Source organism: Streptomyces sp. HP-A2021, from assembly GCF_022807935.1.
Taxonomy (GTDB): Bacteria; Actinomycetota; Actinomycetes; order Streptomycetales; family Streptomycetaceae; genus Streptomyces; species Streptomyces afghaniensis.
Genome location: NZ_CP094344.1, coordinates 7721590 through 7746762 on the forward strand (window position 1 = coordinate 7721590; position 25173 = coordinate 7746762).

Sequence of the window (25173 nt, forward strand, 5' to 3'; positions counted from 1 at the left end):
GTGGGACAGAGGCGCGGCCCGTGCCGTGGGGGACGGGAGACGGGCCGCGCCGGTCGGTGGGAGCGGAGCGGGTCAGTACGCCCGGTTCCGCATGCGGCGCCACCACATGAGGGCCGCGCCGATCAGGACGATGCCGCCCGCGCCGGCCCCGGCGGACGCGGCGATCAGGCGCATGTCGTCCGAGCTCTGCGCCTCGGCCGGCTGGAGCGCGTCGCCGAGCTGGCTGCGGACGTCGTTGCCGCCGTCCACGCCCTTGGCGAGCGGACCGCGCGAGCCCTCCGTCGGCAGGGCGACGTACGGGAAGGCCTTCTCGAAGTCCTTGTCGTTCTTGTCGACCGCGTCGCCCAGGTCGTTCTTCGCGCCCAGCAGCTCACCCTCGACGACCTGGAGCGAGGCGTCGATCACGTCGTCGGTGAGGCGGCGGCCGTTCGGGAAGCCGGCGTTGTCGCCGTCCAGGACACCGAGCCGCTTCGGCTTGGCGGCCGGCTTGATCGAGGTGTTGAGGCGCAGCTGCTCCGACGGCGTCACGTGCGGCGGCTGGTTGAGGTCCTTGACGCCCTTGAGGAACACGTCGACCAGGTCGTTGCGCGGCTCGTCGGGCGCCGGGATCTTGTAGATCCCCTCGATGAGCTTGGGCAGCTCCGGGTTGGTGACGTTCTTCAGGAACTGGGCGTCGTCCCGGGGCGCGGACGCGTTGAACGTGTCCTTGTCCTTCAGCGGGTTGACGACCTCGTTCACCAGCGGGTTGCCGAGGCGCGAGACCTGCGCGAAGTAGCCCTGGGCGTTCTTGCGCTGCGTCGTCGACCAGATGCCGACGACCGGCTGCTCGTGGGACTCGGTGATGAAGCTGTTGGGGACCTGCAGGGCGATCGAGTTGACGTTGTAGCCCTTGAGGGTGTCGTTGCCGACCTCGGAGAGGTTCCCGCCGTACAGCAGGTCGAAGACCCTGAGGTCCAGGAAGAACGGGTCGTCGGCCTGCCCGGCGAACGTCTGGGCGCCCCCGGCGAGCTTGTGGATCGCCTGCTTGCGCAGCGTGTTGTAGTCCGGCATCGACGCCTTGCCGACGTTCGACGGCGCCACCGGCACGTCGTCGGCGACCTTGGTCTTCGACACGGCCTTCAGGTTCTTCAGCTTGATCAGTTCGAGGTCGTACGTCTGCGTGATGTTGAGGTCGGGGTCGTCGAGGCTCTCGACCGGGCCCGTGTTGTAGAGGAACGTCTTGTCGTTCTTCGTGTGGGTCTTGAACGTGTACCGGAAGAGCAGGTCTTCCTGCGCGTCACCGTTGCTGTCGATGCGCAGGTCGTACTGGGCGTCCTCGGCGAAGGTGAAGAAGTTGGGCCCGCCGGCCGGTTCCTCGAAGGGGATCCAGTTCGCGACGATGGTCGTCGTGTCCGGCTTGTCCGGGCTGACGAACGCGTACACGTCGGTGTTGTCGTACTGCGGGGTCCCCGAGATCAGCGGGGCCTCGCGGTGACTGGAGGCGGAGGCCGCCTCGGGTTCCAGCGCGGTCACACCGGCGGCTGCGAGCCCACCGGCGGCCAGCGCACCACAGATCGCGGTCGCGATGCTCCTGCGTCCCGCACCGGTCGCACCGGTCACGCCGGTCCTGGAGAAAGGTGTCATGCCGTCCGTCCTCAGTGCCAACTTGCCTGACACACGCCATTCGGAGCGGTCGGCGAAGCGGATTGGTCGAATCTCAAACGTTCTTACGGCGCGTCGGGAAAGTTGTTTCATCTCCGGGCGACCCGCGTTTTCGGCGCGCTGATCCGTAACCCCATCCGGAGGTGTGTGCGTTGCGAATGCCTCGTATGAGGGGACAGGCTCCATGCGGCCTGGGAGAGGGGGACCGAGTGGAGGCGGACGAGCTGCTGCTGCTGGTGGCGGGCGGCGACCAGAAGGCCTTCGAGGACTTGTACGGGCTGGTGTCCGGCCCGGTGTTCGGGCTCGTACGGCGTGTGGTGCGCGACCCCGCCCAGTCGGAGGAGGTGGCTCAGGAGGTGCTGCTCGAACTGTGGCGCTCGGCGGCGAAGTTCGACCCGGGGCGGGGCAGCGCGATGTCGTGGATCCTCACCCTCGCCCACCGCCGTGCCGTCGACCGGGTGCGCAGCGCCCGCGCGGCCGGCGAGCGGGAGCAACGGGAGGCCTGGCGCGCCCACCACCCGGCCTTCGACCAGGTCACCGAGGAGGTCGAGGCGGGACTCGAACGCGAGTGGGTACGCGTCTGCCTGGACCGTCTCACCGAACTCCAGCGCCAGTCCGTCACCCTCGCCTACTACGAGGGCTACACCTACCGTGAGGTGGCCGAGCGGCTCTCCCTGCCGCTGGGCACCGTCAAGACGCGGATGCGCGACGGGCTGACCCGGATGCGCGAGTGCCTGGGAGGCGTGGCATGAGTCTCTTCCGCCGCGAGGACCCGCACTCGCTCGCCGCGCCCTACGCGCTCGACGCCCTGGAACCCCCGGAGCGGGTCCGCTTCGAGAGGCACCTGAGGGACTGCGGCCGCTGCGCCGCCGAGGTGCGCGCCCTGTCCGAGGACGCCGTCCGGCTCGCCTGGTCCGCGGCCGCGCCGGCCCCCGCCGCCCTGCGCGACCGGGTCATGGCCGCCGTACGGACGACTCCGCAGGACCCGGCGCCGCAGAGCGCGGCACGCGAGCCGGCACGGGTGCGGGCGCCGCAGCTGCCGCCGCACGTGTGGGGCACCCAGCCGCCGCCGCGGCAGCGTCGCCGGATGCCGCTGTTCGTGCCCTTCGCCACGGCCACCGCCGCCGCGGCCCTCGTCGTCGCCTCGCTGTTCGCGGTGCAGGCGAACCGGACCCAGGATCAGCTGACCGCCGAGCGGGACCGGTCACGTGAGATCGCCCACGTTCTCGCGGCTCCGGACGCCCGTGCGAGCAGCGGCCGGGACGGGCGGGGCCGAACGATCGGAGTGATCGCTTCCGCCTCGGAGGGGAGCGCGGTGGTCACCCTCGGCGGATACGGTGCCCCGCCGGGCGGCCGAGTGCACCAGTTGTGGCTCATGCGCCCGGGCGCGCAACCACGCTCCCTGGGCCTCTTCGAGGGCGACACGCCCCTGGTCGCGACCGATCTGGGCACCTCCGCGACGTCACTGGCCGTAACCGTCGAGCCGTCCGGGGGATCGCCGCAGCCCACCACCCAGCCCATCGTCCAACTCGCCCTGAAATCTGTTGGATTCGGAGAGTAATCGGGGATACATCGTCAACCCCCTTATGGGGAAGGTGAATCCTGTGACCGCGATACACGAGTGCCCGGACGGGGCGATAGGGTTAACCTGCCCGGGCCGGGTGGACTCGTACGGGTGGGGAGTGACATGGAACAGATAACAGTGCGCAGCAGGGCCAGGGTCCCTGCGATCACCTGCGGGAGCAGCGCGACCAGTTCGCGCCTCGACCGCCACCTCTCGGTGCTGGGTGGCCCTGCCGTCCCGCAGCGGGAGACGGTCGAGGCGACCTCTCTGATGCGTGAACTGACCGCGCGTCAGCCGCACGACCGCAGTGGCAGGGGAGCGCGCGTGCGCCGCGTCTCGCTCTTCGCACCGCTGCGCCGGCTGCGCCGCTCGCTGTTCGGCGGCAAGTAGGGGCCCGCGCTCGGGCGGTCACACCGCCCCTGGTGCAACGCTGCGCACTCGTCGTCCGTCATCCCCACGGCACGCAGCAGCGCCAGGTGTGTACCCGAGCGCGGCCCGCCCCCAGTCGATGCCGCATCCCCGCCCGGCAGTGACCGGGGGCGTCGTCCGGTTCCGGTGTTCCGGCCGCCCCTTCACCGCTCCCCGTGCGCGTACTGACGCACGGCCAGCGGCACGAACACCCCGAGCAGCACGGCGCACCACAGCAGCGACCCCGCGACGGGGTGGGCCACCGGCCAGGCCGCTCCGTCGGGCACCGACGCGTTGCCGAAGAGGTCCCGCAACGCCGTCGCCACCGCGCTGATCGGATTCCACTCGGCGACCGTCCGCAGCCAGCCCGGCAGCCCGCTCGTCGGGATGTACGCGCTGGACAGCAGCGGCAGCAGGAACGTCGCCCCGCCCAGCTGACCGGCCGCCTCCTCGTTCCGGGTGAGCAGGCCGAGGAAGATCCCGGCCCAGACGCAGGCGAAGCGGAACAGCATCAACAGCGCGACGGCTCCCACCGCTTCGAGCAGGCCGCCCTCGACCCGCCAGCCCACCGCGAGCCCCACCAGCAGGAACGGCACCGTCCCCGCGGCCGTGACCACCACGTCCGCGGCGGCCTGCCCCAGCGGTACGGCCGCCCGGCTCATCGGCAGCGTACGGAAGCGGTCCGTCACGCCCCGGTGCGTGTCCTGGGCCGCCTGGAACATGCCGGTCATGATCCCGCCCGCGGCGGTCGCCACCAGCAGGCCCGGCACCAGGAACGACCGGTAGGCCTCGCCCGGCATCGCCAGCGCGCTGCTGAAGACGTAGCCGAAGAACAGCAGCATGCTGACCGGCATCGTCTGGGTGAGGATCAGCAGCCCCGGGTTGTTCCGCATGCGCAGCAGCTGGCGGCCCAGCATCGCGGTTCCGTCGTACGCCAGCATGCTCATGCGGCACGCTCCCTGTCGTCGGTCGTGGTGGCGGTCGTGGCCGTGGTCGTGGTGTCCGTGAGGCGCAGGAAGACGTCGTCGAGGGTCGGGGGCCGCAGGCTCACGTCGAGCAGCGGCACGCCCGCCGAGTCCAAGGTGCGCACGAGCAGCGGGAGGGTGAGCGTCGGGTCCTTGCTGACCGCGCCGACGGTGTTCCGCTCAGGGTCGAGCGACGGCTGGGCGCCCGTGAGCCGGTCGAGGACGGCCGCCGCCTTCGTCAGCGCGTCCGCGTCCGTCACGACGACCTCGGCGTGCGCCCCGACGAGCGCCTTGAGCTGCGCCGGCGACCCGGTGTGCGCGACCCGGCCGCGGTCGACCAGGGCGATGTCGTCGGCGAGTTGGTCGGCCTCCTCCAGGTACTGGGTGGTGAGGAGCACGGTCGTGCCCTCGGTGGTCAGCTCGCGCACCGCGTCCCAGATGAGGTTGCGGCTGGCCGGGTCGAGGCCGGTCGTCGGCTCGTCCAGGAACAGCACCTCGGGGCGCCGGATCAGGCTCGCCGCCAGGTCCAGCCGGCGCCGCATGCCCCCGGAGTAGGTGGCGGCGGGCCGGTCGGCGGCCTCGGCCAGCCCGAAGCGGTCGAGGAGTTCCACGGTCCGGCCGGCCGGGCCGCGCACCCGGTGCAGCCGGCCGAACAGCAGCAGGTTCTGCCGTCCGGTGAGATCCCCGTCGATCGACGTGTCCTGCCCGGTGACACTGATCCGGCGCCGGACGGCGGCGGCCTCCCGGACGAGGTCGTGCCCGGCGACCCGGGCCGAGCCCGCGTCCGGCCGCAGCAGCGTGGTCAGCAGCCGTACGGCCGTCGTCTTGCCCGCCCCGTTCGGCCCGAGGACCCCGCAGACCGTCCCCTCGGCCACCGCGAGATCCAGCCCGCGCAGGGCACGGACCGCCCCGAACCGCTTCTCCAGACCCTCACTAAGTACAGCGTACGTAGAAGTCATGGCATGACCATAGCGCACTACGTACGCTGTACGTAACTAGGATGGTGGCCGAGGTGATGATCGATGGCGGGCCGAGCTGCCGTACCCGAAGTGATCTGGGCGCGCCCCGAGCGCACCGGCCGTGGGCCGAAACCGGCGTTCACCCGCGCCGACATCGCGGCGGCGGCGGTGCGGATCGCCGACGCGGAGGGGCTGGACGCGGTGTCCATGCGGCACGTCGCGGCGGAACTGGGCTGCGGCACGATGTCGCTGTACAACTACGTCCCCCGCAAGGAGGACCTGTACGAGCTGATGATCGACGCCATCGGTGCCGAGCACGAGATGTTCGAGCCCACGGGCGACTGGCGCGCCGACATGCTCCGCAACGCGGAGGAGACACGCGCCATCATGCGCCGTCACACCTGGGTGCCGCGCCTGATGCCAGGGGTGTTCGCCTTCGGCCCCAACTCCCTGCGCTACCTGGAGCACTGCCTGGCCTGCCTCGAACCGCTCGACGTCCCGGCCGGCACGAAGACGGAGCTGATCGCGCTGCTCAACGGCGTCGTGACCACGTACACCGCGAACGACATCGCGACCGTCGAGCGCACGCGGTCCATGCCGTGGTCCGTGGAGGAGGAGAACGCGGTCCGGATGGCCTATCTGGGCAGCCAGGTGGCCACCGGCGCGTATCCGCGGCTGGCCGCGGCCTTCATGGAGCAGAGCGGGCCCGTCGATCTGGAGTCGGTGTTCAGACGGGCCCTCGAACGCGTCCTGGACGCCTACGACCCCGACCTGCGCTGACGCGCTACAGCAGCGCCAGCTGCCCCTCCGGGCCCTCCTCGGGGCCGTCCAGTACCGAGGCCGGGCGGCGGGCCGACGCCGGCGCCGGGAGGACGCCGGCCTCGCGCAGCTCCGTCGCCGTGACCGGGTCGGGGACCTCAGGCTCCTCCAAGGGGCGCAGTTCGGCCAGCAGGGCCAGGACCGTGATCAGTTCCAGCAACTCCGACGTCCAGGGCTGGGGCCAGGTCGCGGGGCGGATCGCGGCGAGCGTGCCCGGCTCGGCCTCGGCGACGCGCGCCGTGAACCACTGCTCCAGGACGCGCACCCCGCCCACCTCGAAGTCCCAGGCCTCCGGCGGCACCGGGGAGATGCGGCCCTCGTCCAGCAGCAGGGCCTCCTCGTCCCGGTCGTAGCGCAGGGCAAGGGGGCGGGAGGGCAGCGGGGCGCGGACGTAGGGGCGGCGGCCGCCGGGCAGCTTGGGGCGTTCGCCGTCGCGGCGCATCAGCCACAGCAGCCGGTGGCCCAGCTCCAGACCCCGCGCCCAGGCGTCGGTGTCCCCGGTGAGCGGGACGGAGAGGTCCGGGCGCGCTGTCGCCGTGATCCACGCCAGCACGTCCAGCGGCGTGGGCACACTGCCCAGACGGGTGCCCAGGTGCTCCAGCAGGCCGGGAGCCAGGTTCGGCTCCTGCCCGTCCGGCCGCCGGAACAGCGGGCGGATCCGGCCGGGGCGGAGCAGCGGGAGCAGTGAGGTGACGAGCAGGCGCGGGACTTCGCGGGCACTCCCGGGGGCCTCGGGCGCCTCCAGCACGAAGACCTGCCGTTCGTCCGCCACCCGCCACAGCTCCGGGCGGGCCGCGTCGATCAGCCGCTGGTCGGGGATCAGCCACTGCTCGTCGAAGGGGGCGCACAGCACGCGCACCGGCTCCGGGCAGGGCCCCGAGGCGCGCGCCAGCTTCTGCGTGCCGCTGCCCGCCTGGCCGGGCAACTGGCCGACCGCCGTGTGCGGCGTGCGCGAGCGGGTCGGCTCGAACAGGGTCTCGCGGTCGGGTCCCTCGGCCTTCATCAGGGCGTCCCAGCGGGCCTTCAGGGACGCCGCGTCGGGTCCCGCCGGCCACCCCCGGCCGAGCCGCGGCGGTGCGACGGACCACGGCATGAGGTCCGCCAGCAGCGGAGCGTCGTCGTGCGTCACGCAGGGCATCGTACGGTGTGGCTCCGGCACCCGGGTCAGGTCGCCTCCAGGGTCACCGTGAAGGAGAAGCGGTCCCCCCGGTACTGGATGACGGCCACGTCCAGAGGCCGCCCGCCGGCGTCGTACGTGATGCCCGTGTAGTGCAGGATCGGGCTGAGCAGCGGGACTTGGAGCAGTTTCGCGGTCTCCGGGTCGGCCAGACGGGCCTCCACCGTGTCCGTGATGCGGCTGATGTCCGCCCCGACGACGTCCCGCAGCACCTTGGTCATGGGCCACCGGACCAGGTCGTCCAGGTCCATGCGCGCGGCCAGTTCGGGACGCACGTAGTTGCGGGCGTGGTTGGTCGGCTCGCCGGTCTTCTCGTCGCTGCGCAGCCGGTGGTACGTCGCCACCTCGGGCAGATCCGGGAAGAACTCGGCGAGTTCGGCGGGCACCGGGGCCGTGCCGTGGTCCAGCAGCTCGGTCGTCATGCCGGACTGCTGGGCCACGATCGCGTCCACCGAGCCGAGCAGCCGGACCGGGGAACCCCGGCGCGCGTGCGGCTCGATGAAGGTGCCGCGCCGGCGGTGGCGCGTGATGAGCCCCTCGTCCTCCAGCTCCTTCAGCGCCTGGCGCATGGTCAGCACGCTCACGCCGTAGTGGCCGGCCAGCTGCTCCTCGGTGGGCAGGCGCAGCGGGTCCTGGGGCGAGCGGCCGAGGATCGAGGCGCGCAGCGACTGCGACACCTGGTACCAGAGCGGCAGCTTGCGGTTCAGGACGATCGAGTCCGGAGCGAAGGAGGTCACGGGCCATCCGTACCGGTCGGAGATGTTCAGTGCAAGGGACGGAAGTGCCGTTCCAGGCCCTGCCAGACGTCGTCGTAGCGCTGCTGGAGGTGTTCGGCGCGGGCCGCCTGCGGGGTGAGGGCGATCGGCCAGCGCGTCTCGAACATGAACGCCAGGCCGTCATCGATCTTCTGGGGCCTCAGCTCGGCGGCGCTCGCCCGGTCGAAGGTCTCCCGGTCCGGGCCGTGCGCCGACATCATGTTGTGCAGCGAGCCGCCGCCCGGCACGAAGCCCTCCGCCTTCGCGTCGTACGCGCCCTCGATCAGGCCCATGTACTCGGTCATCACGTTCCGGTGGAAGTACGGCGGCCGGAACGTGTCCTCACCCACCAGCCAGCGCGGGGCGAACACCACGAAGTCGACGCCGGCCAGCCCCGGAGTGTCCGACGGGGACGTCAGCACCGTGAAGATCGACGGGTCCGGGTGGTCGTACGTAATGGTGCCGAGCACATTGAAACGGCGCAGGTCGTAGACGTACGGCACATGGTTGCCGTGCCAGGCGACGACATCGAGCGGGGAGTGGTCGTAGGTGGCCGTCCAGAGGTTGCCGCAGAACTTGTTCACCACCTCCACCGGGCCTTCGACGTCCTCGTACGCGGCGACCGGGGCGCGGAAGTCCCGGGGGTTGGCGAGGCCGTTCGCGCCGATCGGGCCCAGGTCCGGGAGGCGGAAGGGCGCGCCGTAGTTCTCGCACACATAGCCGCGGGCGGACTCGTCGAGCAGCTCTACACGGAAGCGGACACCACGCGGAATCAGCGCCACATGTCCCGGCTCCACATGGAGCAGCCCGAACTCCGTGCGCAGCAGCAGCCCGCCGCGCTCCGGGACGATCAGCAGCTCGCCGTCGGCGTCGCTGAACACCCGGTCCATCGAGGTGTTGGCGGTGTAGAGGTGGACGGCGATGCCGGTGCGCTGGGTGGCGTCACCGTTGCCGCCCAGGGTCCACAGGCCGGCCAGGAAGTCGGTTTCCGGCCCCGGGTCGGGGAGGGGGTTCCAGCGCAGGCGGTTGGGGTCGGGCACGGTCTGGGTGAAGGGGGCGGTGCGGATCGAGCCGTTGTGCATGCGGGTGAACGCGGGGTGCGCGGCCGACGGGCGGATCCGGTACAGCCACGAGCGGCGGTTGTGGGCCCGGGGCTCGGTGAAGGCCGTACCGCTCAGCTGTTCCGCGTACAGCCCGAGCGGGGCCCGCTGGGGGGAGTTGCGGCCCTCCGGCAGTGCGCCGGGGACGGCCTCGGAGCTGTGCTCGTTGCCGAAGCCGGAGAGGTAGGTCAGCCCTTCGGCGGTCTTCCGCGCGTCCGCGCCCATGATCGCTGCTCCCTTGCGGTCCGATTCCTGCGTACCACCCGATTCCTATGCGACACCGTAGGATTGCGATTTCCCCGGCGCAAGAGGGACGCGCGGCCTGTCGGACCTCCTCTTGAGGGAGGAGGGGAACCCGACTCCAGGACGATCCGCCGGCCCGGACGCCTGTTCTAGGCTCCCCGGCATGTCGTGGACACGGGGATCTCGCGCCGTGCTCGCGGTCTGTGTCCTGCTGCTGACCGGATCCGCGGGCTGCGGCACAGGTGATGCGCGGGAGAGCGGGGCGTCGCCCTCACCGGTGGGCCGTCTCCTGGGGGACCGGGATCAGGAGGGGCGTCCCTACCGGGAGGTGGAGCGGCGGGGCGCCCCCGATGTCGGCATCGAGGTGCAGCCCGGCCCGGCCGGCGGCTGGGACGTGCGTCTGACCGTGCGGAACTTCCGCTTCTCGCCCGCCGGTACGGCAGCCCGGGCGGTGGCCGGGCGCGGTCTCGCGCGACTCTACGTGGACGGCCGCCTCGTCGCCCGGCTCCGGGCGCCCGAGTACCGTCTCGCCGACCACCTCGTGCCGCGCGGCACGCACCAGGTCACGGCCCGCCTGCACGCCGACGACGGCACGGTGTGGGCGGTGGACGGCACACCCGTGCAGAGCACGGCCGACATCACCGCGTCGGAGCCCGGCCCCGGCTCCACGCCGGGAGCGGACGCCCGGCGGAAGGCGCGGACGCACGCGACGGACACCCGGTCCCGGATCGGGGGGCGAGGTTCACCGGACCGCGCCGGAAAGGCATCATGAAACCCGTGCCCCACGCGACATCGCTCCGTCGTGCGCCCGTGCAGCGGCGCAGTGCCGAACGCCTGGCCAGAATCCTCGACGCCTGCGCCGACCTCCTCGACGAGGTCGGCTACGACGACCTGAGCACCCGTGCCGTCGCCCAGCGGGCCGCGGTCCCCATCGGCTCGGTCTACCGCTTCTTCGGCAACAAGCGCCAGATGGTCGACGCGCTGGCCCAGCGCAACCTGGAGCGCTACGCGGAGCGGGTCACCCAGCGCCTGCGCACGGCGGGCGACGGGGGCTGGCGCGAGGCCATGGACGCCGTGCTCGACGAGTACCTGGAGATGAAGCGCACCGCGCCCGGCTTCTCCCTCGTCGACTTCGGCAACCAGATCCCGGTCGGCACCCGCCACACCGAACCCAACCACCGCGTCGCCGACCGCCTCACCGAACTTCTCTCCGGCTATCTCGACCGCGAGCCCGACGAGGAGCTGCGCCGGGTCTTCCTCATCGCGGTCGAGACCGCCGACACCCTCGTGCACCTGGCGTTCCGGGTCGCGCCCGAGGGGGACCAGAAGATCATCGAGGAGATGCGGGAGATGCTGCGGGCCTATCTGGCCCGGGTGCTCGACTGACCTCACACCGGTCAGGGCCTCCCCACCGTGCATACCGGTCGGTATGCTCGGGCGGGTTCGTGCGTCACCGCAGCCGCCGCCCCTGGAGGACCCGTGTCCCGCACCGCCCTGCGTATCTGTCCCCTGTGCGAGGCCACCTGCGGCCTGACCCTCACCATCGAAGGGACGCGCGTCACCCATGCCCGGGGTGACCGCGACGACGTCTTCAGCAAGGGGTTCATCTGCCCCAAGGGCGCCTCCTTCGGGGCCGTCGACGCCGACCCCGACCGGCTGTGCACCCCGCTCGTGCGCAGGGACGGCGAGCTGCGCGAGGCCACCTGGGAGGAGGCCTTCGACGCGGTCGCCGCAGGCATCCGGCCCATCGTCGAGCGGTACGGCCCGAACTCCGTCGGCGTCGTGCTCGGCAACCCCAACGTGCACACCATGGCCGGTGCCCTCTACCCGGCGGTGCTGCTCGCCGGGCTCGGCACCCGCAGCGTCTTCACCGCCTCCACGGTCGACCAGATGCCCAAGCACGTCTCCAGCGGACTGCTCTTCGGCGACGCGAACGCCATCCCCGTGCCCGACCTGGACCACACCGACCATCTGCTCCTCATCGGCGCCAACCCGCTGGAGTCCAACGGCAGTCTGTGCACGGCCCCCGACTTCCCCGGCAAGCTCAAGGCCCTCAAGGCCCGGGGCGGCACGCTCGTCGTGATCGACCCGCGCCGCACCCGCACCGCCAAGCTCGCCGACCGGCACATCGCCGTGCGGCCCGGCACCGACGCGCTGCTGCTCGCGGCGATGGCCCAGGTGCTCTTCGCCGAGGGCCTCACCGAGCCGACCCCGCACGTCCAGGGCGTCGAGGAAGTGGCCGACGCCTTGGCGGAGTTCACCCCCGAAGCCGTCGCCGCCGCCTGCGACGTCGAGGCCGATGTCATCCGCACCCTCGCCCGCGAGCTCGCCGCCGCCCCCACCGCCGCCGTCTACGGCCGCATCGGCAGCTGCACCGTCCCGCACGGCACCCTGGCCAGCTGGCTCGTCGACGTCCTGAACATCCTCACCGGCAACCTCGACCGGCCCGGCGGCGCGCTCTTCCCGCAGGCCGCCACCGACAGGACCCCGCGCCCCGCCGGACCCGGCCGCGGCTTCGCCCTCGGGCGCTGGCACTCCCGCGTGAGCCGGCACCCGGAAGCCAAGGGCGAGCTGCCCCTCTCCGCCCTCGCGGAGGAGATCGACACCGCCACCGAGGAGGGCGAGCCGGTACGCGCGCTCCTCGCCGTCGCCGCCAACCCCGTGCTCTCCGCACCCGACGGCGACCGGCTCGACAGGGCGCTCGACTCGCTCGACTTCATGGTCAGCGTCGACCCGTACCTCAACGAGACCTCCCGCCACGCCGACGTCGTCCTGCCCCCGCCCCCGCCCTCCCAGAGCCCGCACCACGACTTCGCCTTCAACACCCTCGCCGTCCGCAACCAGGTCCGCTACACCCGCCCCGCGATCCCGCTGGAGCCGGGCCGGATGGCCGAGACGGAGATCCTGGCCCGGCTCATCCTCGCCGTGACCGGCATGCACGGAGCCGACCCCGCCGCCGTCGACCAGATGGTCATCGACCAGACCCTCGGCAAGGCCGTCGAGGAACCGCACTCGCCCGTGCACGGCCGTGATCCCCGCGAACTCGCCACGCTGCTCACCGGCGACACCGGACCCGAGCGACGGCTGGACATGATGCTGCGCCTCGGCCCCTACGGCGACGGCTTCGGCGTACGACCGGACGGACTGACCCTTCGGAAGCTGCTCGCGCACCCGCACGGCCTCGACCTCGGCCCGCTGCGGCCCCGCCTGCCGCAGCCGCTGAAGACCAGGAGCGGCAAGGTGGAACTGCTGCCGCAGCCCATCGCGGACGACCTGCCCCGCCTCAAGCGCTCCCTGGCCGAGCGCCCCGACGGGCTCGTCCTGGTCGGCCGCCGTCACCTCCGCTCGAACAACAGCTGGATGCACAACGTGCCCGCCCTCACCGGCGGCTCCAACCGCTGCACCCTGCACATCCACCCCGAGGACGCCGAACGGCTGGGCGTGCGGGACGGGGCGCCGGTGCGCGTGAAGGGCGCCGGGGGAGAGGTGACCGCACCGGCCGAGGTCACGGACGACGTGCGCCGGGGTGTGGTGAGCCTGCCGCACGGCTGGGGCCACAACCGTCCCGGCACCCGGCTCAGCCACGCCGCGACCGACCCCGGCGTCAACGTCAACCAGCTCCTCGACGGCCGCCTGCTCGACCCGCTGTCGGGTAACGCGGTCCTCAACGGAGTGCCCGTCGAGGTCGCCCCCGAGACGGCCCCCGGATGCGCATCCGTGACCGAAAAGCTCACCGCTCTGACCTGAGCAAAGCTGTGACCAGCAGTTTTGCGCTTATTGCTCGCACGTCAACGTCTTGTTAACGCTGCTTGAACGCACCTAACGTCTCGGACACCGCCGGCCCTGGTGGGATGTTCAAGGGCGAACGTTAGGTATCCACTCATGCTGACCATCCTCGGCTTCGCCATGATCGCGACCTTCCTGGTCCTGATCATGATGAAGAAGATGTCGCCGATCGCGGCGCTCGTGCTGATTCCCGCGCTGTTCTGCGTGTTCGTCGGCAAGGGCGCCAAGCTCGGCGACTACGTCCTCGACGGCGTGACCGACCTCGCCCCCACTGCGGCGATGCTCATGTTCGCGATCGTCTACTTCGGTGTGATGATCGATGTCGGTCTCTTCGACCCGGTCGTCCGCGGCATTCTCAAATTCTGCAAAGCCGACCCGATGCGGATCGTCGTCGGCACCGCCGTGCTCGCCGCGATCGTGTCGCTGGACGGCGACGGCTCCACCACCTTCATGATCACCGTCTCGGCGATGTACCCGCTGTACAAGCGCCTGAAGATGAGCCTGGTCGTGATGACCGGTGTCGCCGCCATGGCCAACGGCGTGATGAACACCCTCCCCTGGGGCGGCCCGACCGCCCGCGCCGCGACCGCGCTCAAGCTCGACGCCAGCGACATCTTCGTCCCGATGATCCCGGCGCTCCTGGTGGGCCTGCTGTTCGTCTTCGTCCTCTCCTACGTCCTCGGTGTGCGTGAGCGCCGGCGGCTGGGCGTGCTGACGCTGGACGAGGTGCTCGTGGAGGAGAAGGTCGACGAGAAGGAGACCGAGACGGTCCTCGTGGGCGCCGGCGGCTCCGGCGACCGCAAGGTCTCCATGCGCAAGGGCGTCGCGGGCGGTGCCGGCTCCGGCACGGACGCCGACGAGCAGGACGACGACTTCCAGGGCCTCGACCCCCACCGCGCCACGCTGCGCCCCAAGCTGTACTGGTTCAACGCGCTGCTCACCGTCGGCCTGCTCACCGCCATGATCATGGAGCTGCTGCCGATCCCGGTGCTGTTCCTGCTCGGCGCCGCACTCGTGCTCACCGTCAACTTCCCGCACATCCCGGACCAGAAGGCCCGCATCGCCGCCCACGCCGAGAACGTACTGAACGTCTCCGGCATGGTCTTCGCCGCCGCCGTCTTCACCGGCGTCCTGCAGGGCACCGGCATGGTCGACCACATGGCCAAGTGGATGGTGGACGTCATCCCCGGCAGCATGGGCCCGCACATGGCCCTGGTCACCGGCATCCTCAGCCTTCCGCTGACGTACTTCATGTCGAACGACGGCTTCTACTTCGGTGTCCTGCCCGTCCTCGCCGAGGCGGGCGCCGCACACGGTGTCTCCCCGCTGGAGATGGCCCGCGCCTCGCTGGTCGGCCAGCCGCTGCACATGTCCAGCCCGCTCGTCCCGGCCGTCTACGTCCTGGTCGGCATGGCCAAGGTGGAGTTCGGCGACCACACGAAGTTCGTCGTGAAGTGGGCCGCCCTCACCTGTCTGGTCATCCTCGGGGCGGGCATGCTCTTCGGGATCATCTAGCCACCGCATGGAGGACGACATCGTGAGGCCCGGTGGGAACCGCGGCTGGCTGCTCCGCCTCGTCATCGCCTTCAGCTTCGCGCAGGGGGCGGTGTCGATGGCCCGGCCCGCCGTCTCCTACCGGGCCCTCGCGCTGGGCGCGGACGAGCGCGCGGTCGGTGTGATCGCGGGTGTGTACGCGCTGCTGCCGCTGTTCGCCGCCGTGCCTCTGGGCCGCCGGACCGACCACGGCCGCTGCGCGCCCCTGCTGCCCGTCGGAGTGGTCCTCATATCCGGCGGCTGCGCGCTCAGCGGCGTCGCGGACTCCCTGTGGGCGATGGCCCTGTGGAGCGGGGTGATGGGCCTCGGCCACCTCTGCTTCGTCATCGGCTCCCAGTCCCTGGTCGCCCGCCAGTCCGCGCCGCACGAACAGGACCGCAACTTCGGCCACTTCACCATCGGCGCCGCGCTCGGGCAGCTGGTCGGGCCCATCGCCGCGGGTGCGGTGATCAGCGGCGACGACATGACGGGCACCAGCGCGCTCGCCCTCATCGTGGCGGGCGCGATCGGGGCGGTCGCGTTCACCTCACTGTGGCGCATCGAGCACCGCCGGACGGCGGCCACCTCCGGCGCCGAGAAGGGCGACCGTGTCCCGGTCCGGCGCATCCTGCGCACCCGGGGCGTGCCGGCCGGCATCCTCATCAGCCTCGCCGTGCTGTCCGCGACCGACATCCTCACCGCCTACCTTCCGGTGGTCGGCGAGCACCGGGGCATCGCGCCGTCCGTGATCGGTGTCCTGCTCAGCCTGCGCGCGGCGGCCACCATCGCCTGCCGTCTGGTGCTGACGCCCCTGCTGCGGCTGCTCGGCCGCACCCTGCTGCTCACGGTGACCTGTCTGCTGGCGGCCCTGCTGTGCGCGGGCATCGCCCTGCCGATGCCGGTGTGGGCACTCGGCCTGCTGCTGGTGCTGCTCGGCTTCTGCCTCGGTGTGGGGCAGCCGCTGTCCATGACGACGGTCGTCCAGGCCGCCCCTGACGAGGCCCGTTCCACGGCCCTGGCGCTGCGCCTGACCGGCAACCGGCTCGGCCAGGTCGCCGCGCCCGCCGCGGCCGGGCTGATCGCCGGGGTCGCGGGGGTGGCGGCGCCGTTCGTGATGCTCGGGGTGCTGTTGCTGCTGTCCTCCGGCGTCGCCGTGCGGTCGCCGGAGGAGCGGAAGGAGACGGGCGAGGCCCGCCGGTCGCGGGTACGGCTGCGCCGGAAGAGCGATATCTGACGCGTCGCAGGGCGCAGTTGCCGCCCTTCGACGGTCTTGTGACAGAGAGTCAGGTGACGAGGTATTTGTATGACAATCATCTGACTTGGAGGCATGTTCATGCCCGTCGTACCTCCCGTGTGCCGTGCCGGCACCCGCACCGCCGTCCTCGCCGCCCTCACCCTCGCAGGGACCACCCTGAGCGGGGTGCCCGCTGTCGCCGCTCCGGGGGACAACGGGGACGTCAAGATCCACGCGACCGACACCCTGGCCAGTGATCGACGCAACGACCCGAAGGTCTGCGACTTCTACCTCGCCGCGTTCGACTTCGAGGGAGGCGAGACGGTCAACTGGACCATCCAGACCCTGCCCGAGGTGCCGGCCAAGAGCGGCTCCGTCACCCTCGACGGGGCCGGCGCGGGCCGCACTCCGGTCATCGACCTGCCCAACGGGCAGTACAAGCTGACCTGGCTCACCGACCGCGCCCACGGCGCGGGCAAGTTCAAGGTGTTCCAGGTCGACTGCCCGGCCTCCAAGGCCACGCCCACCGCCATCACCCCCAACGGTGGTCCGCCGGCGGGTGGCGGCGGCATCGCCCGTGCCGAGGCCTTCACGCCGGTCGCCGGCGCAGCCGCCGTCGGGCTGGCCGCCGTCGCCGGGACGGTCTGGTTCCGGCTCCGTCGCCGCCCCGATGGCGCGGCGTAGGCCGCGTTCCGCGTATCGCGCCGCTCCGGTGGAGCGGCGTGGGGCCGGTGAGGCCATGGGTGCGGGGTCGGTGGGCTGGGGTGGGGGAGGGGCCGGCCCCGACACCGGCTCGGTGGTTCGGCGAGGGGCAGGCAGTCGGTCTGGAAACGGCTCGGCGGTGCGGCGTGGGGCCGGCGGTCGGTCCGAGGGCGGCTCGGTGGTTCGGCGTGGGGCAGGCAGTCGATCCGAGACCGGCTCGGCGGTGGGGCGTGGGGCGGGGTCCCGTTCTGCCGGCGTGTCGACGGTCCGGCGTGGCGATGCGGCAGGTTCCGGCGGGACTCCGGTGGGGCGGCGTGGGGGCGCGGCGGCTCCTGCCGCTGAACCGGGGGCGCGGCGTGGGGCCCGGCCTGGTTCCGGTGCTGGTCTCGCGGCGCGGCGGCGACCGGGCTACGGGGGCGCGGCCGTTCGGCGTGGAGCCGGAACCGGTGTCGTCGGTGTTCCGGCGGGGCGGCGCAGGGTTGGCTACGGATACGTCCCTGCTCCGGTGGCTCGGCGCCGGCGGTACCGCAGGCCCTGGCACCGGACGCGCGCCTACCGCCTGACGCGGACGATCGTGGTGACCGTCGCCCTGCTCGTGTGCGGTGTCTGCTTGGACCGGAGCGGAGAACCGGGCAGGGCGGCCACGGCCCTCTCGCCGGGCTCCGCCGAGGCTGCCGCTGCCGTGCCGGGCGACTCGGGTGTCGCCACCGCTGCCCTGCCGGACGACTTGGATGCCTCCACCGCTGCCGTGCCGGGCGGATCGGACGACGCCCCGGCCGCCCGGCCCCGCCCCTCCCGGGAGCCCGGCCCTCACACCGGCCCGTCCCGGGCACCCGCATCCCGTACGGTCGCGGGCCCCACCCCTGCGTCCGATGCTCCTGGGTCCCCCGCCTCCGGGCGGCGGCCCCCCGGATCCGAAGCTCCGGGATCCCACGCCTCCGGGCACCCGCCCCTCGGATCCGAGGCCCCCGGGTCCCACGCTTCCGGGCACCCGCCCTTCGGATCCCCCACCCCCGGGCCCTCCACCGACGCCCGCGGGGCACGGAACCAGCGGCCCGCCGCCGACCCCGGCCCGAAGCGCACCTCCACCCCCACCGCACGACCGCCCCGCCCCCCGGCGTCCCTCCACCCCCTGCCCCGCTCCCGGGCCACCCGCCTGCTCATCCCCTACCTCCGTATCGACGCCCCGGTCATGGACCTGGGCCTCGACCGCGAACGCCGCCTCACCGCACCCCCGGAGGACGACCCGAAGCTGGTCGGCTGGTACCGGTACGGCGCCTCGCCGGGCGAGCGGGGCACCGCCGTGGCCGTCGGGCATCTCGACACGGACAGCGGTCCCGCCGTCTTCGCGGGACTGCCCGAGCTCACACGCGGCCGCATCGTCAAGGCCCGCCGCGCCGACGGGCGGATCGCCGTCTACACCGTGGACAAGATCAAGTCGTACGAGAAGGCGCACTTCCCGAGCAAGGAGGTGTACGGCGCCCGGGGCCGCCCCGAACTGCGCCTGATCACCTGTGGCGGCAGCTACGACCGCAGGAAGGGCTACTCGGGGAACGTCGTGGTCTTCGCCCACCTCACCGCCATCCACTGACCCCGGGCGGCCTCCGGCCCATGGCCGAACCGGGCCGTCCGCCTTCTCACCAGCTGGACCGAAAACCCGGATTCCGCCGGGTGTCTTCCCCAGGCCGCGTACATTCCGTTAACTTCCGTGACCCACAGCCCCGTACGACCCGCACGGGGCTTCCGACCGCGGAGCACCAGCGCCCTGAAGACCCCTCGGGGGCACCTCATGACACGCGCCATCTCCCTGCACGACGTGAGCAAGGCCTACACGCGAGGCGCCCGCGTGGTGGACCGGCTGTCGCTGGACATCACGCCGGGCGAGTTCCTCGTGCTGCTCGGCCCGTCCGGCTGCGGCAAGTCGACCGTGCTGCGGATGATCGCCGGGCTGGAGGAGATCGACGAGGGCGAGCTGCTGCTCGACGGCGAGTACGCCAACGACCTGCCGCCCTCCGGCCGGGACATGGCGATGGTCTTCCAGAACTTCGCCCTCTACCCGAACATGACCAGCCGCGCCAACATCGGCTTCCCGTTGCGTATCGAGGCCCCGGGCACGGACCCCGGGCCGCGTGTGGACGCCACCGCCCGGATGCTGGGCATCGAGGACCTCCTCGACCGCCTGCCCGGCCAGCTCTCCGGCGGTGAACGCCAGCGGGTCGCCATGGGCCGGGCCATTGCCCGTCACCCCTCCGCCTTCCTGATGGACGAGCCGCTGTCCAACCTCGACGCCAAGCTCCGCACCCATCTGCGGGCCGAGATCGCCCAGCTCACCCGCGAGCTGGGCGTCACCACGGTCTACGTCACCCACGACCAGTCCGAGGCCATGTCGCTCGGCGACCGGGTCGCCGTGCTGCGCGGCGGCGTGCTCCAGCAGGTCGACAGCCCGCGGGTCGTCTACGCGCTGCCCAGCAACGTCTTCGTCGCCGCCTTCATCGGCACCCCCCGTATCAACCTGCTGCGCGGCCTGGTGCGCGCTCCGCTGGACGGTGCGATGACCATCAGCCTGGGCAAGCAGTTCCTGCGCCTGCCCGAGCCGCTCTCCCTGGACCACCAGCTGCTGCGCGTCCAGCAGGGCCGCGAGGTCATCGTGGGCCTGCGCTCGGAGGCCGTCCGGATAGCCAAGCACTCCGCGGCCCGCCCCGGCGAGGTGCCGATCACCGGCCTGGTCGAGCACGTGGAGTTCCAGGGGCACGAGATCCTCGTCCACTTCAACACCGGCTCCAGCCCCGCCGTCGTCCCCGAACTGGAGGCCCCGCGCCCCCGACCCGGCCGCCCCGTCCGGCGCCGTCGCCGTGAGGCCTCGGTCCTCACCCGTCTGCGGGAGCGGACCGCGGCCGGCCGGGCGGGCCCCGTCGTGGCCCTGGACGACCCCCGGGACACCGGGGCCCGTCCTTCGGCCGCCGAACCCCGCCTGCCCGGCGACCTGGTCGTGCGCACCACCCCGGACCTGGCCCTCCGCCACGGCATGCAGGTGCCGCTCCTCGTCGACCTCGCCCACCTCTTCGTCTTCGACCAGCACGGCGACCGCATCTGTCCGCACCCCGAGCGCCTGCCCGATCTGGGGGAGTGAGGAGCCGCACACTCGGGCCGGGCCCCGGCCGTGCTGTGATGACCCGGCATCCGGTGCCCGGCACCCCGTGACGTCTGGCGTCGGAAAACTATCGCCGCTAGTTTATGTGTCGGACGACGACGCCCCGCCCCGGAGGAAGCGCGATGAAGGCATACGACGGCATGTACCTCGGGGGTGCCTGGCGCCCCGCCGCCGGCCAGGACGTGATCGAGGTCGTGAACCCGGCCGACGGGCAGGTCATCGGCACGGTCCCGGCCGGCACCGCCGAGGACGTCGACGCCGCCGTACGGGCCGCCCGCGCCGCCCTCCCGGACTGGGCCGCGACCCCGCCCGCCGAGCGCGCGGCGCGCCTGGCTGCCCTCCGGGACGTGCTCGTGGCCCGCACGGAGGAGATCGCCGAGACCGTCACCGCGGAACTCGGCTCGCCCCTGAAGTTCTCCCAGGCCGTCCACGCGGCCGTACCGATCGCGGTCGCGGGCTCCTACGCCGAGCTGGCGGCCACGTACGCCTTCGAGGAGAAGACCGGCAACTCCGTCGTGCACCACGAGCCGGTCGGTGTCGTGGCCGCGATCACGCCCTGGAACTACCCGCTGCACCAGATCGTCGCCAAGGTCGCCCCGGCCCTCGCGGCCGGCTGCACGATCGTCGTGAAGCCCGCCGAGGACACCCCGCTGGTCGCCCGCCTGTTCGCGGACGCCGTGCACGAGGCCGGTATCCCGGCGGGCGTCTTCAACCTGGTCACCGGCCTCGGCCCGGTCGCAGGGCAGGCCCTCGCCGAGCACCCGGGCGTCGACCTCGTCTCCTTCACCGGCTCCACCGCCGTCGGCCGCGGGATCGCCGCGATCGCCGCCGGGCAGGTCAAGAAGGTCGCCCTCGAACTCGGCGGCAAGTCCGCCAACGTCATCCTCCCGACCGCCGACCTGGCCAAGGCGGTCAACGTCGGCGTCGCCAACGTCATGTCCAACTCCGGGCAGACGTGCAGCGCCTGGACCCGCATGCTGGTCCACCGCGACCAGTACGACGAGGCGGTGGACCTCGCCGCGACGGCCGCCGCCAAGTACGGCGAGCGCATCGGCCCGGTCGTCAACGCCAAGCAGCAGGCACGGGTGCGCGGCTACATCGAGAAGGGCGTCGCCGAGGGCGCCCGCCTGGTCGCCGGCGGCCCGGAGGCCCCGCGCGAGACGGGCTACTTCGTCAGCCCGACCGTCTTCGCCGACGTCACCCCGGACATGACCATCGCGCAGGAGGAGATCTTCGGTCCGGTCCTGTCGATCCTCCGCTACGAGGACGAGGAGGACGCCCTGCGCATCGCCAACGGCACGGTCTACGGCCTGGCCGGCGCCGTCTGGGCCGGGGACGAGGCCGAGGCGGTGGCCTTCGCGCGCCGGATGGAGACCGGCCAGGTCGACATCAACGGCGGCCGCTTCAACCCCCTCGCCCCCTTCGGCGGCTACAAGCAGTCGGGTGTCGGCCGCGAGCTCGGCGTGCACGGCCTGGCCGAGTACCTCCAGACCAAGTCCCTCCAGTTCTAGTCAGGGGAGTCCCTTCCGCCATGGCTGTCCGCGCCGCCGTCCTGCCCGCCGTAGGTTCCCCGCTGGAGATCACCGGCATCGACCTGCCCGACCCCGGCCCCGGCCAGGTCCGCGTCCGGCTCGCCGCGGCCGGGGTCTGCCACTCCGACCTGTCCCTGTCCAACGGCACCATGCGCGTCCCGGTCCCGGCCGTCCTCGGCCACGAGGGCGCCGGCACCGTCGTCGCCGTCGGCGAGGGCGTCACCCACGTCGCGCCCGGCGACGGGGTCGTCCTCAACTGGGCCCCGTCCTGCGGCTCCTGCCACGCCTGCTCGCTCGGCGAGGTCTGGCTGTGCGCCAACGCCCTCAACGGCGCCGCCGACGTCTACGCCCGCACCGCCGAGGGCACCGACCTCCACCCCGGCCTGAACGTCGCCGCGTTCGCCGAGGAGACGGTGGTGTCCGCGGGCTGCGTCCTGCCCGTCCCGGACGGCGTCCCGCTCACCGACGCGGCCCTCCTCGGCTGCGCCGTCCTCACCGGGTACGGCGCCGTCCACCACTCGGCCCGGGTGCGTCCCGGCGAGACGGTCGCGGTGTTCGGCGTCGGGGGAGTGGGCCTCGCCGCCCTCCAGGCCGCCAGGATCGCGGGCGCCTCGAAGATCGTCGCGGTGGACGTGTCCGCCGGGAAGGAGGAGCTGGCCCGGGCGGCCGGCGCCACCGACTACGTCCTCGCCTCCGAGAACACCGCCCGCGAGATCCGCGCCCTCACCGGCAGACAGGGCGTCGACGTCGCCGTCGAGTGCGCAGGCCGCGCGGTCTCCATCCGCACGGCCTGGGACTCCACCCGCCGCGGCGGCCGCACCACGGTCGTCGGCATCGGCGGCAAGGACCAGCAGGTCACCTTCAACGCCCTGGAGATCTTCCACTGGGGCCGCACCCTGACCGGCTGCGTCTACGGCAACTCCGACCCCGCGCAGGACCTCCCGGTCCTCGCCGAACACGTCCGGGCGGGCCGTCTGGACCTGACCGCCCTGGTGACCGAACGCATCTCCCTGGACGGCATCCCGGCGGCCTTCGAGAACATGCTGGCGGGCAAGGGCGGCCGGGCACTGGTCGTCTTCTAGCCCGTTTCCTCCCGCGCCCCGGCCTCCGTGCGAGGCCGGGGCCTCAGGCATGCCCGCCCGCACACTGAGTGCCACGTACAGGCAAAAGTCCTGGTGCGCGACCCGTTGACGTCCATACCGTCCGGTCAGTACGTTCCCCGGACCATCGATCCACCCCCCGTTCCGTCCTCGCACCCACCGGAGCGTGCACCGCATGGACACGGCCCCTTCCGCTCAGCCGCCAACCGCCACCGCGCCTGCCGCGGGCAACCGCCGCCGCGTGGCCACCGCCGCGGCCCTCGCCTCGGCGGTCGAGTGGTACGACTACTTCGTCTTCGGCATCGCCGCCGCCCTCGTCCTCGGCGACCTCTACTTCCCCGCCGGCAGCCCCAGCGCCGGCGTGCTGGCCTCTTTCGCCACGTTCGCCGTCGGCTTCCTCGCCCGCCCCCTCGGCGGCATCGTCGCCGGCCACCTCGGCGACAAGCGCGGCCGCAAGCCGATGCTGGTCCTCGCGCTCACGCTGATGGGCGTGGCCACCACGGGCATCGGCCTGCTGCCGACGTACGAGACGATCGGCGTCGCCGCCCCGATCCTGCTCGTCCTGCTCCGCGTCGCGCAGGGCGTCGCCGTCGGCGCCCAGTGGGGCGGCGCGATGCTCCTGGCCACCGAGTACGCCCCGGAGGGCAAGCGCGGCGTCTACGGCAGTGTCGTCCAGCTCGGCGTCCCCATCGGCGTGGTGACCGCCAACACGGTCTTCCTGGCCGCCGGCGCGCTCACCACCGACTCGGCGTTCGCGGCCTGGGGCTGGCGCGTGCCGTTCCTGGTCGGCCTGCTGGTCCTCGCCCTCGCCTGGTACATCCACACCCGCGTCGAGGAGACCCCGGCGTTCCGGGAGGCCGAACGCGCCCTCGCGGAGCAGGAGAAGACCGAGCAGAGCTCACCGCTGCGCACGATCCTGCGCGGCCACCTCGGCACGGTCCTCCTGGCCGGCGGCTCCTTCGCCGTGAACACCGCGACCTTCTACATCCTCATCACCGGTGTCCTCGACTACACGACCCGCGAGCTGGACATGAAGAAGGGCCCGGTGCTCACGGTCTCGCTCTGCGTCAGCCTCACCCAGCTCGTGCTGATCCCGGCCGCCGCCGCGCTCTCCGACCGCATCGGCCGCATCCGGATCTACGCTTTCGGGGCGGCCGGCATCGCGCTGTGGGCCGTGCCGCTCTTCCTGCTGATCGACACAGGCTCGCTGCTGTGGCTCGCGGTCGGGACGTTCGTCGCCAGCTGCTTCCTGAGCATCATGTACGGCCCCCAGGCCGCCCTCTTCGCCGAGCTGTTCACACCCGAGATGCGCTACACCGGCGCCTCCCTCGGCTACCAGATCGCGGCCGTCGCGGGCGGCGGCCTCGCCCCCTTCGTCATGGTGCTGCTGCTGGAGGCGACGGGCACCTCGATGGCGGTGTCGGGCTACATCATCGCGCTCTCGGTGATCGCGCTGGTGTCGATCAAGGTCCTCGCGGACCGGGCGCGTCCGGCGGAACCGGAAGCCGCGCCCGAGGCCAGGGCGGAAGCCGAGTCAGCGGGCTGAGCCCCCAGTGCGCTCGGGCCGGGGCTCCGGAGCCGCTCCCGGACCCCCGGCCCGAGCCGCCGCCCGCGACCGCGACACCGCGACACCCGCCAGGCACAGCACACCGCCGACCAGGGTGAGCAGCCCCGGCACCTCGCCGAGGAACAGCCAGGACATCAGGACGACCAGCGCGGGCGCCGCGTACGTCGTCGCGCCCATCCGGCTCGCGGTCGTCCGGGACAGGGCGTACGCCCACGTCGTGAAGGCCAGGGCGGTCGGGAAGATGCCCAGGTACACCATGTTGAGCGTCGCGGAGGCCGGCGCCTCGGCGGCCTCCTGGACGAGCTGCCCGGCGAACGGCAGGCAGACCACCGCGCCGACCAGGCAGCCGAACGTCGTCACCTGCAACGGACTGGCCGTGCCCAGAGCGGGCTTCTGCGCGACGACACCGGCGGCGTAGGTGACCGCCGCGAGCAGGCACAGCACCACTCCGAGCACGGAGGAACCGCCCCCGCCGGACATCGAAAGACCCACGGTCACCGCACCGGCGAACGACACCGCCATCCCCGCCAGCAGCCGCGGCGGCATCGGATCACCGAGCAACCGGGCACCCAGCAGCGCGATGAGGATCGGCCCGGTGTTCACGATCAGGGCGGCCGTACCCGCGTCGACCAGCTGCTCGCCCCAGTTGAGGGCGACCATGTACACGCCGAACCACAACAGACCCGATATGGCGATCCCCCGCCAGGCCGAGCGCGGCGGCCACGCCTCCCGCCGCAGCAGGCAGATCACCCCCAGCGTCAGCGCTCCGGCCAGCAGCCGCCCGAGCGCCAGCGCGCCCGGCGAGTACGCGTCCCCCGCGCTGCGGATCGAGACGAAGGCGGACGCCCACAGCACGACGGTCACCGCGGCCGCACCGGCGGCCAGCAGTTCGGCCCGGCGGGCGGGGCGGGGTGGGGTGTGGTTCATCATGATCCCG

General features: G+C 72.5%; 21 protein-coding genes and 1 pseudogene. 15 read left to right on the forward strand and 7 right to left on the reverse strand.

The features are described 5' to 3' along the window. Positions 1 to 72: 72 nt before the first annotated feature. A complete protein-coding gene (locus MQE23_RS34885; protein WP_037671695.1) occupies positions 73 to 1623 on the reverse strand; it encodes a DUF4331 domain-containing protein in 1551 nt (516 codons plus the stop codon). Positions 1624 to 1850: 227 nt separating this feature from the next. Between MQE23_RS34885 and MQE23_RS34890 the strand changes: the two genes are divergently transcribed. The 3 genes from MQE23_RS34890 to MQE23_RS34900 all read left to right on the forward strand — a co-directional run bounded on the left by MQE23_RS34890 (position 1851) and on the right by MQE23_RS34900 (position 3595). Next, entirely contained in the window at positions 1851 to 2393 is a 543-nt protein-coding gene (locus MQE23_RS34890; protein WP_010046179.1) for a sigma-70 family RNA polymerase sigma factor, read from the forward strand. Continuing rightward, positions 2390 to 3202, forward strand: a complete 813-nt coding sequence (locus tag MQE23_RS34895; protein WP_020275270.1) for an anti-sigma factor — start codon at positions 2390 to 2392, stop codon at positions 3200 to 3202. The genes MQE23_RS34890 and MQE23_RS34895 overlap by 4 nt, the downstream gene beginning before the upstream one ends. A gap of 126 nt (positions 3203 to 3328) precedes the next feature. Continuing rightward, positions 3329 to 3595 (forward strand): hypothetical protein, encoded by a 267-nt coding sequence (locus tag MQE23_RS34900; protein ID WP_037671693.1) that lies wholly within the window; start codon positions 3329 to 3331, stop codon positions 3593 to 3595. Between the two features lie 182 nt (positions 3596 to 3777). Here MQE23_RS34900 and MQE23_RS34905 read toward each other — a convergent pair whose 3' ends face one another. Beyond that, positions 3778 to 4560, reverse strand: coding sequence for an ABC transporter permease (locus MQE23_RS34905; RefSeq protein WP_243381211.1), 783 nt, complete (start codon positions 4558 to 4560; stop codon positions 3778 to 3780). Further along, positions 4557 to 5537 carry an ATP-binding cassette domain-containing protein gene (locus MQE23_RS34910; protein WP_020275267.1) on the reverse strand — a complete coding sequence of 327 codons (981 nt, stop codon included), beginning with the start codon at positions 5535 to 5537 and terminating at the stop codon, positions 4557 to 4559. The genes MQE23_RS34905 and MQE23_RS34910 overlap by 4 nt, the downstream gene beginning before the upstream one ends. 63 nt (positions 5538 to 5600) lie before the next feature. Between MQE23_RS34910 and MQE23_RS34915 the strand changes: the two genes are divergently transcribed. Further along, entirely contained in the window at positions 5601 to 6317 is a 717-nt protein-coding gene (locus MQE23_RS34915) for a TetR/AcrR family transcriptional regulator (protein ID WP_243381212.1), read from the forward strand. A 4-nt stretch (positions 6318 to 6321) separates the two neighbouring features. On the opposite strand, the gene MQE23_RS34920 is transcribed toward MQE23_RS34915, so the two are convergent. From MQE23_RS34920 to hmgA, 3 genes are read right to left on the reverse strand one after another with little or no spacing between them, the layout of a single operon-like run. Next, a complete protein-coding gene (locus tag MQE23_RS34920) occupies positions 6322 to 7494 on the reverse strand; it encodes a type ISP restriction/modification enzyme (RefSeq protein ID WP_037671685.1) in 1173 nt (390 codons plus the stop codon). Positions 7495 to 7520: 26 nt separating this feature from the next. Next, positions 7521 to 8270, reverse strand: a complete 750-nt coding sequence (locus tag MQE23_RS34925; protein WP_243381214.1) for a GntR family transcriptional regulator — start codon at positions 8268 to 8270, stop codon at positions 7521 to 7523. Between the two features lie 26 nt (positions 8271 to 8296). Next, positions 8297 to 9613: a homogentisate 1,2-dioxygenase gene (hmgA, locus tag MQE23_RS34930; RefSeq protein ID WP_020275263.1), complete on the reverse strand. Its 1317-nt coding sequence runs from the start codon at positions 9611 to 9613 to the stop codon at positions 8297 to 8299. Between the two features lie 181 nt (positions 9614 to 9794). Between hmgA and MQE23_RS34935 the strand changes: the two genes are divergently transcribed. The 11 genes and pseudogenes from MQE23_RS34935 (at position 9795) to MQE23_RS34985 (ending at position 24215) form a co-directional block, all read left to right on the forward strand. Further along, positions 9795 to 10403 carry a hypothetical protein gene (locus MQE23_RS34935; RefSeq protein ID WP_037671684.1) on the forward strand — a complete coding sequence of 203 codons (609 nt, stop codon included), beginning with the start codon at positions 9795 to 9797 and terminating at the stop codon, positions 10401 to 10403. After that, on the forward strand, positions 10400 to 11017 hold the full coding sequence (locus tag MQE23_RS34940) for a TetR/AcrR family transcriptional regulator (RefSeq protein ID WP_037671682.1): 618 nt from the start codon (positions 10400 to 10402) through the stop codon (positions 11015 to 11017). The genes MQE23_RS34935 and MQE23_RS34940 overlap by 4 nt, the downstream gene beginning before the upstream one ends. 93 nt (positions 11018 to 11110) lie before the next feature. Next, complete coding sequence (locus MQE23_RS34945) at positions 11111 to 13378, forward strand: molybdopterin oxidoreductase family protein (RefSeq protein ID WP_243381216.1); 2268 nt, start codon at positions 11111 to 11113, stop codon at positions 13376 to 13378. Between the two features lie 135 nt (positions 13379 to 13513). Beyond that, positions 13514 to 14932 (forward strand): CitMHS family transporter, encoded by a 1419-nt coding sequence (locus MQE23_RS34950; RefSeq protein WP_243381217.1) that lies wholly within the window; start codon positions 13514 to 13516, stop codon positions 14930 to 14932. Between the two features lie 22 nt (positions 14933 to 14954). Next, positions 14955 to 16184, forward strand: a complete 1230-nt coding sequence (locus MQE23_RS34955; protein ID WP_243382866.1) for an MFS transporter — start codon at positions 14955 to 14957, stop codon at positions 16182 to 16184. A 93-nt stretch (positions 16185 to 16277) separates the two neighbouring features. Continuing rightward, the gene (locus tag MQE23_RS34960) at positions 16278 to 16868 is read left to right on the forward strand and encodes a hypothetical protein (protein WP_020275257.1); all 591 of its coding nucleotides are present in this window, start codon (positions 16278 to 16280) and stop codon (positions 16866 to 16868) included. A gap of 1147 nt (positions 16869 to 18015) precedes the next feature. Then, positions 18016 to 18477: pseudogene (locus tag MQE23_RS34965) on the forward strand (class F sortase); the annotation flags it as partial. A 198-nt stretch (positions 18478 to 18675) separates the two neighbouring features. Next, positions 18676 to 20016, forward strand: a complete 1341-nt coding sequence (locus MQE23_RS34970; RefSeq protein WP_243381218.1) for an ABC transporter ATP-binding protein — start codon at positions 18676 to 18678, stop codon at positions 20014 to 20016. A gap of 143 nt (positions 20017 to 20159) precedes the next feature. Further along, entirely contained in the window at positions 20160 to 21548 is a 1389-nt protein-coding gene (locus MQE23_RS34975; protein ID WP_020277602.1) for an aldehyde dehydrogenase family protein, read from the forward strand. Between the two features lie 20 nt (positions 21549 to 21568). Next, positions 21569 to 22651 carry a Zn-dependent alcohol dehydrogenase gene (locus MQE23_RS34980; RefSeq protein WP_020277603.1) on the forward strand — a complete coding sequence of 361 codons (1083 nt, stop codon included), beginning with the start codon at positions 21569 to 21571 and terminating at the stop codon, positions 22649 to 22651. A 193-nt stretch (positions 22652 to 22844) separates the two neighbouring features. Next, positions 22845 to 24215, forward strand: coding sequence for an MFS transporter (locus tag MQE23_RS34985; RefSeq protein WP_020277604.1), 1371 nt, complete (start codon positions 22845 to 22847; stop codon positions 24213 to 24215). Here the strand turns inward: MQE23_RS34985 and MQE23_RS34990 are convergent. After that, positions 24204 to 25166 carry a DMT family transporter gene (locus tag MQE23_RS34990; protein WP_243381219.1) on the reverse strand — a complete coding sequence of 321 codons (963 nt, stop codon included), beginning with the start codon at positions 25164 to 25166 and terminating at the stop codon, positions 24204 to 24206. The two genes, MQE23_RS34985 and MQE23_RS34990, sit on opposite strands and share 12 nt — an antisense overlap. Positions 25167 to 25173 lie beyond the last annotated feature (7 nt).

What these genes read in the sequence shown, in the direction of transcription:
- MQE23_RS34980 (WP_020277603.1), top strand. Translation starts at nt 21,569, where the DNA reads ATGGCTGTCCGCGCCGCCGTCCTGCCCGCCGTAGGTTCCCCGCTGGAG.
- MQE23_RS34940 (WP_037671682.1), top strand. Translation starts at nt 10,400, where the DNA reads ATGAAACCCGTGCCCCACGCGACATCGCTCCGTCGTGCGCCCGTGCAG.
- MQE23_RS34970 (WP_243381218.1), top strand. Translation starts at nt 18,676, where the DNA reads ATGACACGCGCCATCTCCCTGCACGACGTGAGCAAGGCCTACACGCGA.
- MQE23_RS34975 (WP_020277602.1), top strand. Translation starts at nt 20,160, where the DNA reads ATGAAGGCATACGACGGCATGTACCTCGGGGGTGCCTGGCGCCCCGCC.
- MQE23_RS34920 (WP_037671685.1), bottom strand. Translation starts at nt 7,494, where the DNA reads ATGCCCTGCGTGACGCACGACGACGCTCCGCTGCTGGCGGACCTCATG.
- MQE23_RS34935 (WP_037671684.1), top strand. Translation starts at nt 9,795, where the DNA reads ATGTCGTGGACACGGGGATCTCGCGCCGTGCTCGCGGTCTGTGTCCTG.
- MQE23_RS34905 (WP_243381211.1), bottom strand. Translation starts at nt 4,560, where the DNA reads ATGAGCATGCTGGCGTACGACGGAACCGCGATGCTGGGCCGCCAGCTG.
- MQE23_RS34915 (WP_243381212.1), top strand. Translation starts at nt 5,601, where the DNA reads ATGGCGGGCCGAGCTGCCGTACCCGAAGTGATCTGGGCGCGCCCCGAG.
- MQE23_RS34990 (WP_243381219.1), bottom strand. Translation starts at nt 25,166, where the DNA reads ATGATGAACCACACCCCACCCCGCCCCGCCCGCCGGGCCGAACTGCTG.
- MQE23_RS34895 (WP_020275270.1), top strand. Translation starts at nt 2,390, where the DNA reads ATGAGTCTCTTCCGCCGCGAGGACCCGCACTCGCTCGCCGCGCCCTAC.
- MQE23_RS34900 (WP_037671693.1), top strand. Translation starts at nt 3,329, where the DNA reads ATGGAACAGATAACAGTGCGCAGCAGGGCCAGGGTCCCTGCGATCACC.
- MQE23_RS34910 (WP_020275267.1), bottom strand. Translation starts at nt 5,537, where the DNA reads ATGACTTCTACGTACGCTGTACTTAGTGAGGGTCTGGAGAAGCGGTTC.
- MQE23_RS34885 (WP_037671695.1), bottom strand. Translation starts at nt 1,623, where the DNA reads ATGACACCTTTCTCCAGGACCGGCGTGACCGGTGCGACCGGTGCGGGA.
- MQE23_RS34950 (WP_243381217.1), top strand. Translation starts at nt 13,514, where the DNA reads ATGCTGACCATCCTCGGCTTCGCCATGATCGCGACCTTCCTGGTCCTG.
- MQE23_RS34960 (WP_020275257.1), top strand. Translation starts at nt 16,278, where the DNA reads ATGTTCATGCCCGTCGTACCTCCCGTGTGCCGTGCCGGCACCCGCACC.
- MQE23_RS34985 (WP_020277604.1), top strand. Translation starts at nt 22,845, where the DNA reads ATGGACACGGCCCCTTCCGCTCAGCCGCCAACCGCCACCGCGCCTGCC.
- hmgA (WP_020275263.1), bottom strand. Translation starts at nt 9,613, where the DNA reads ATGGGCGCGGACGCGCGGAAGACCGCCGAAGGGCTGACCTACCTCTCC.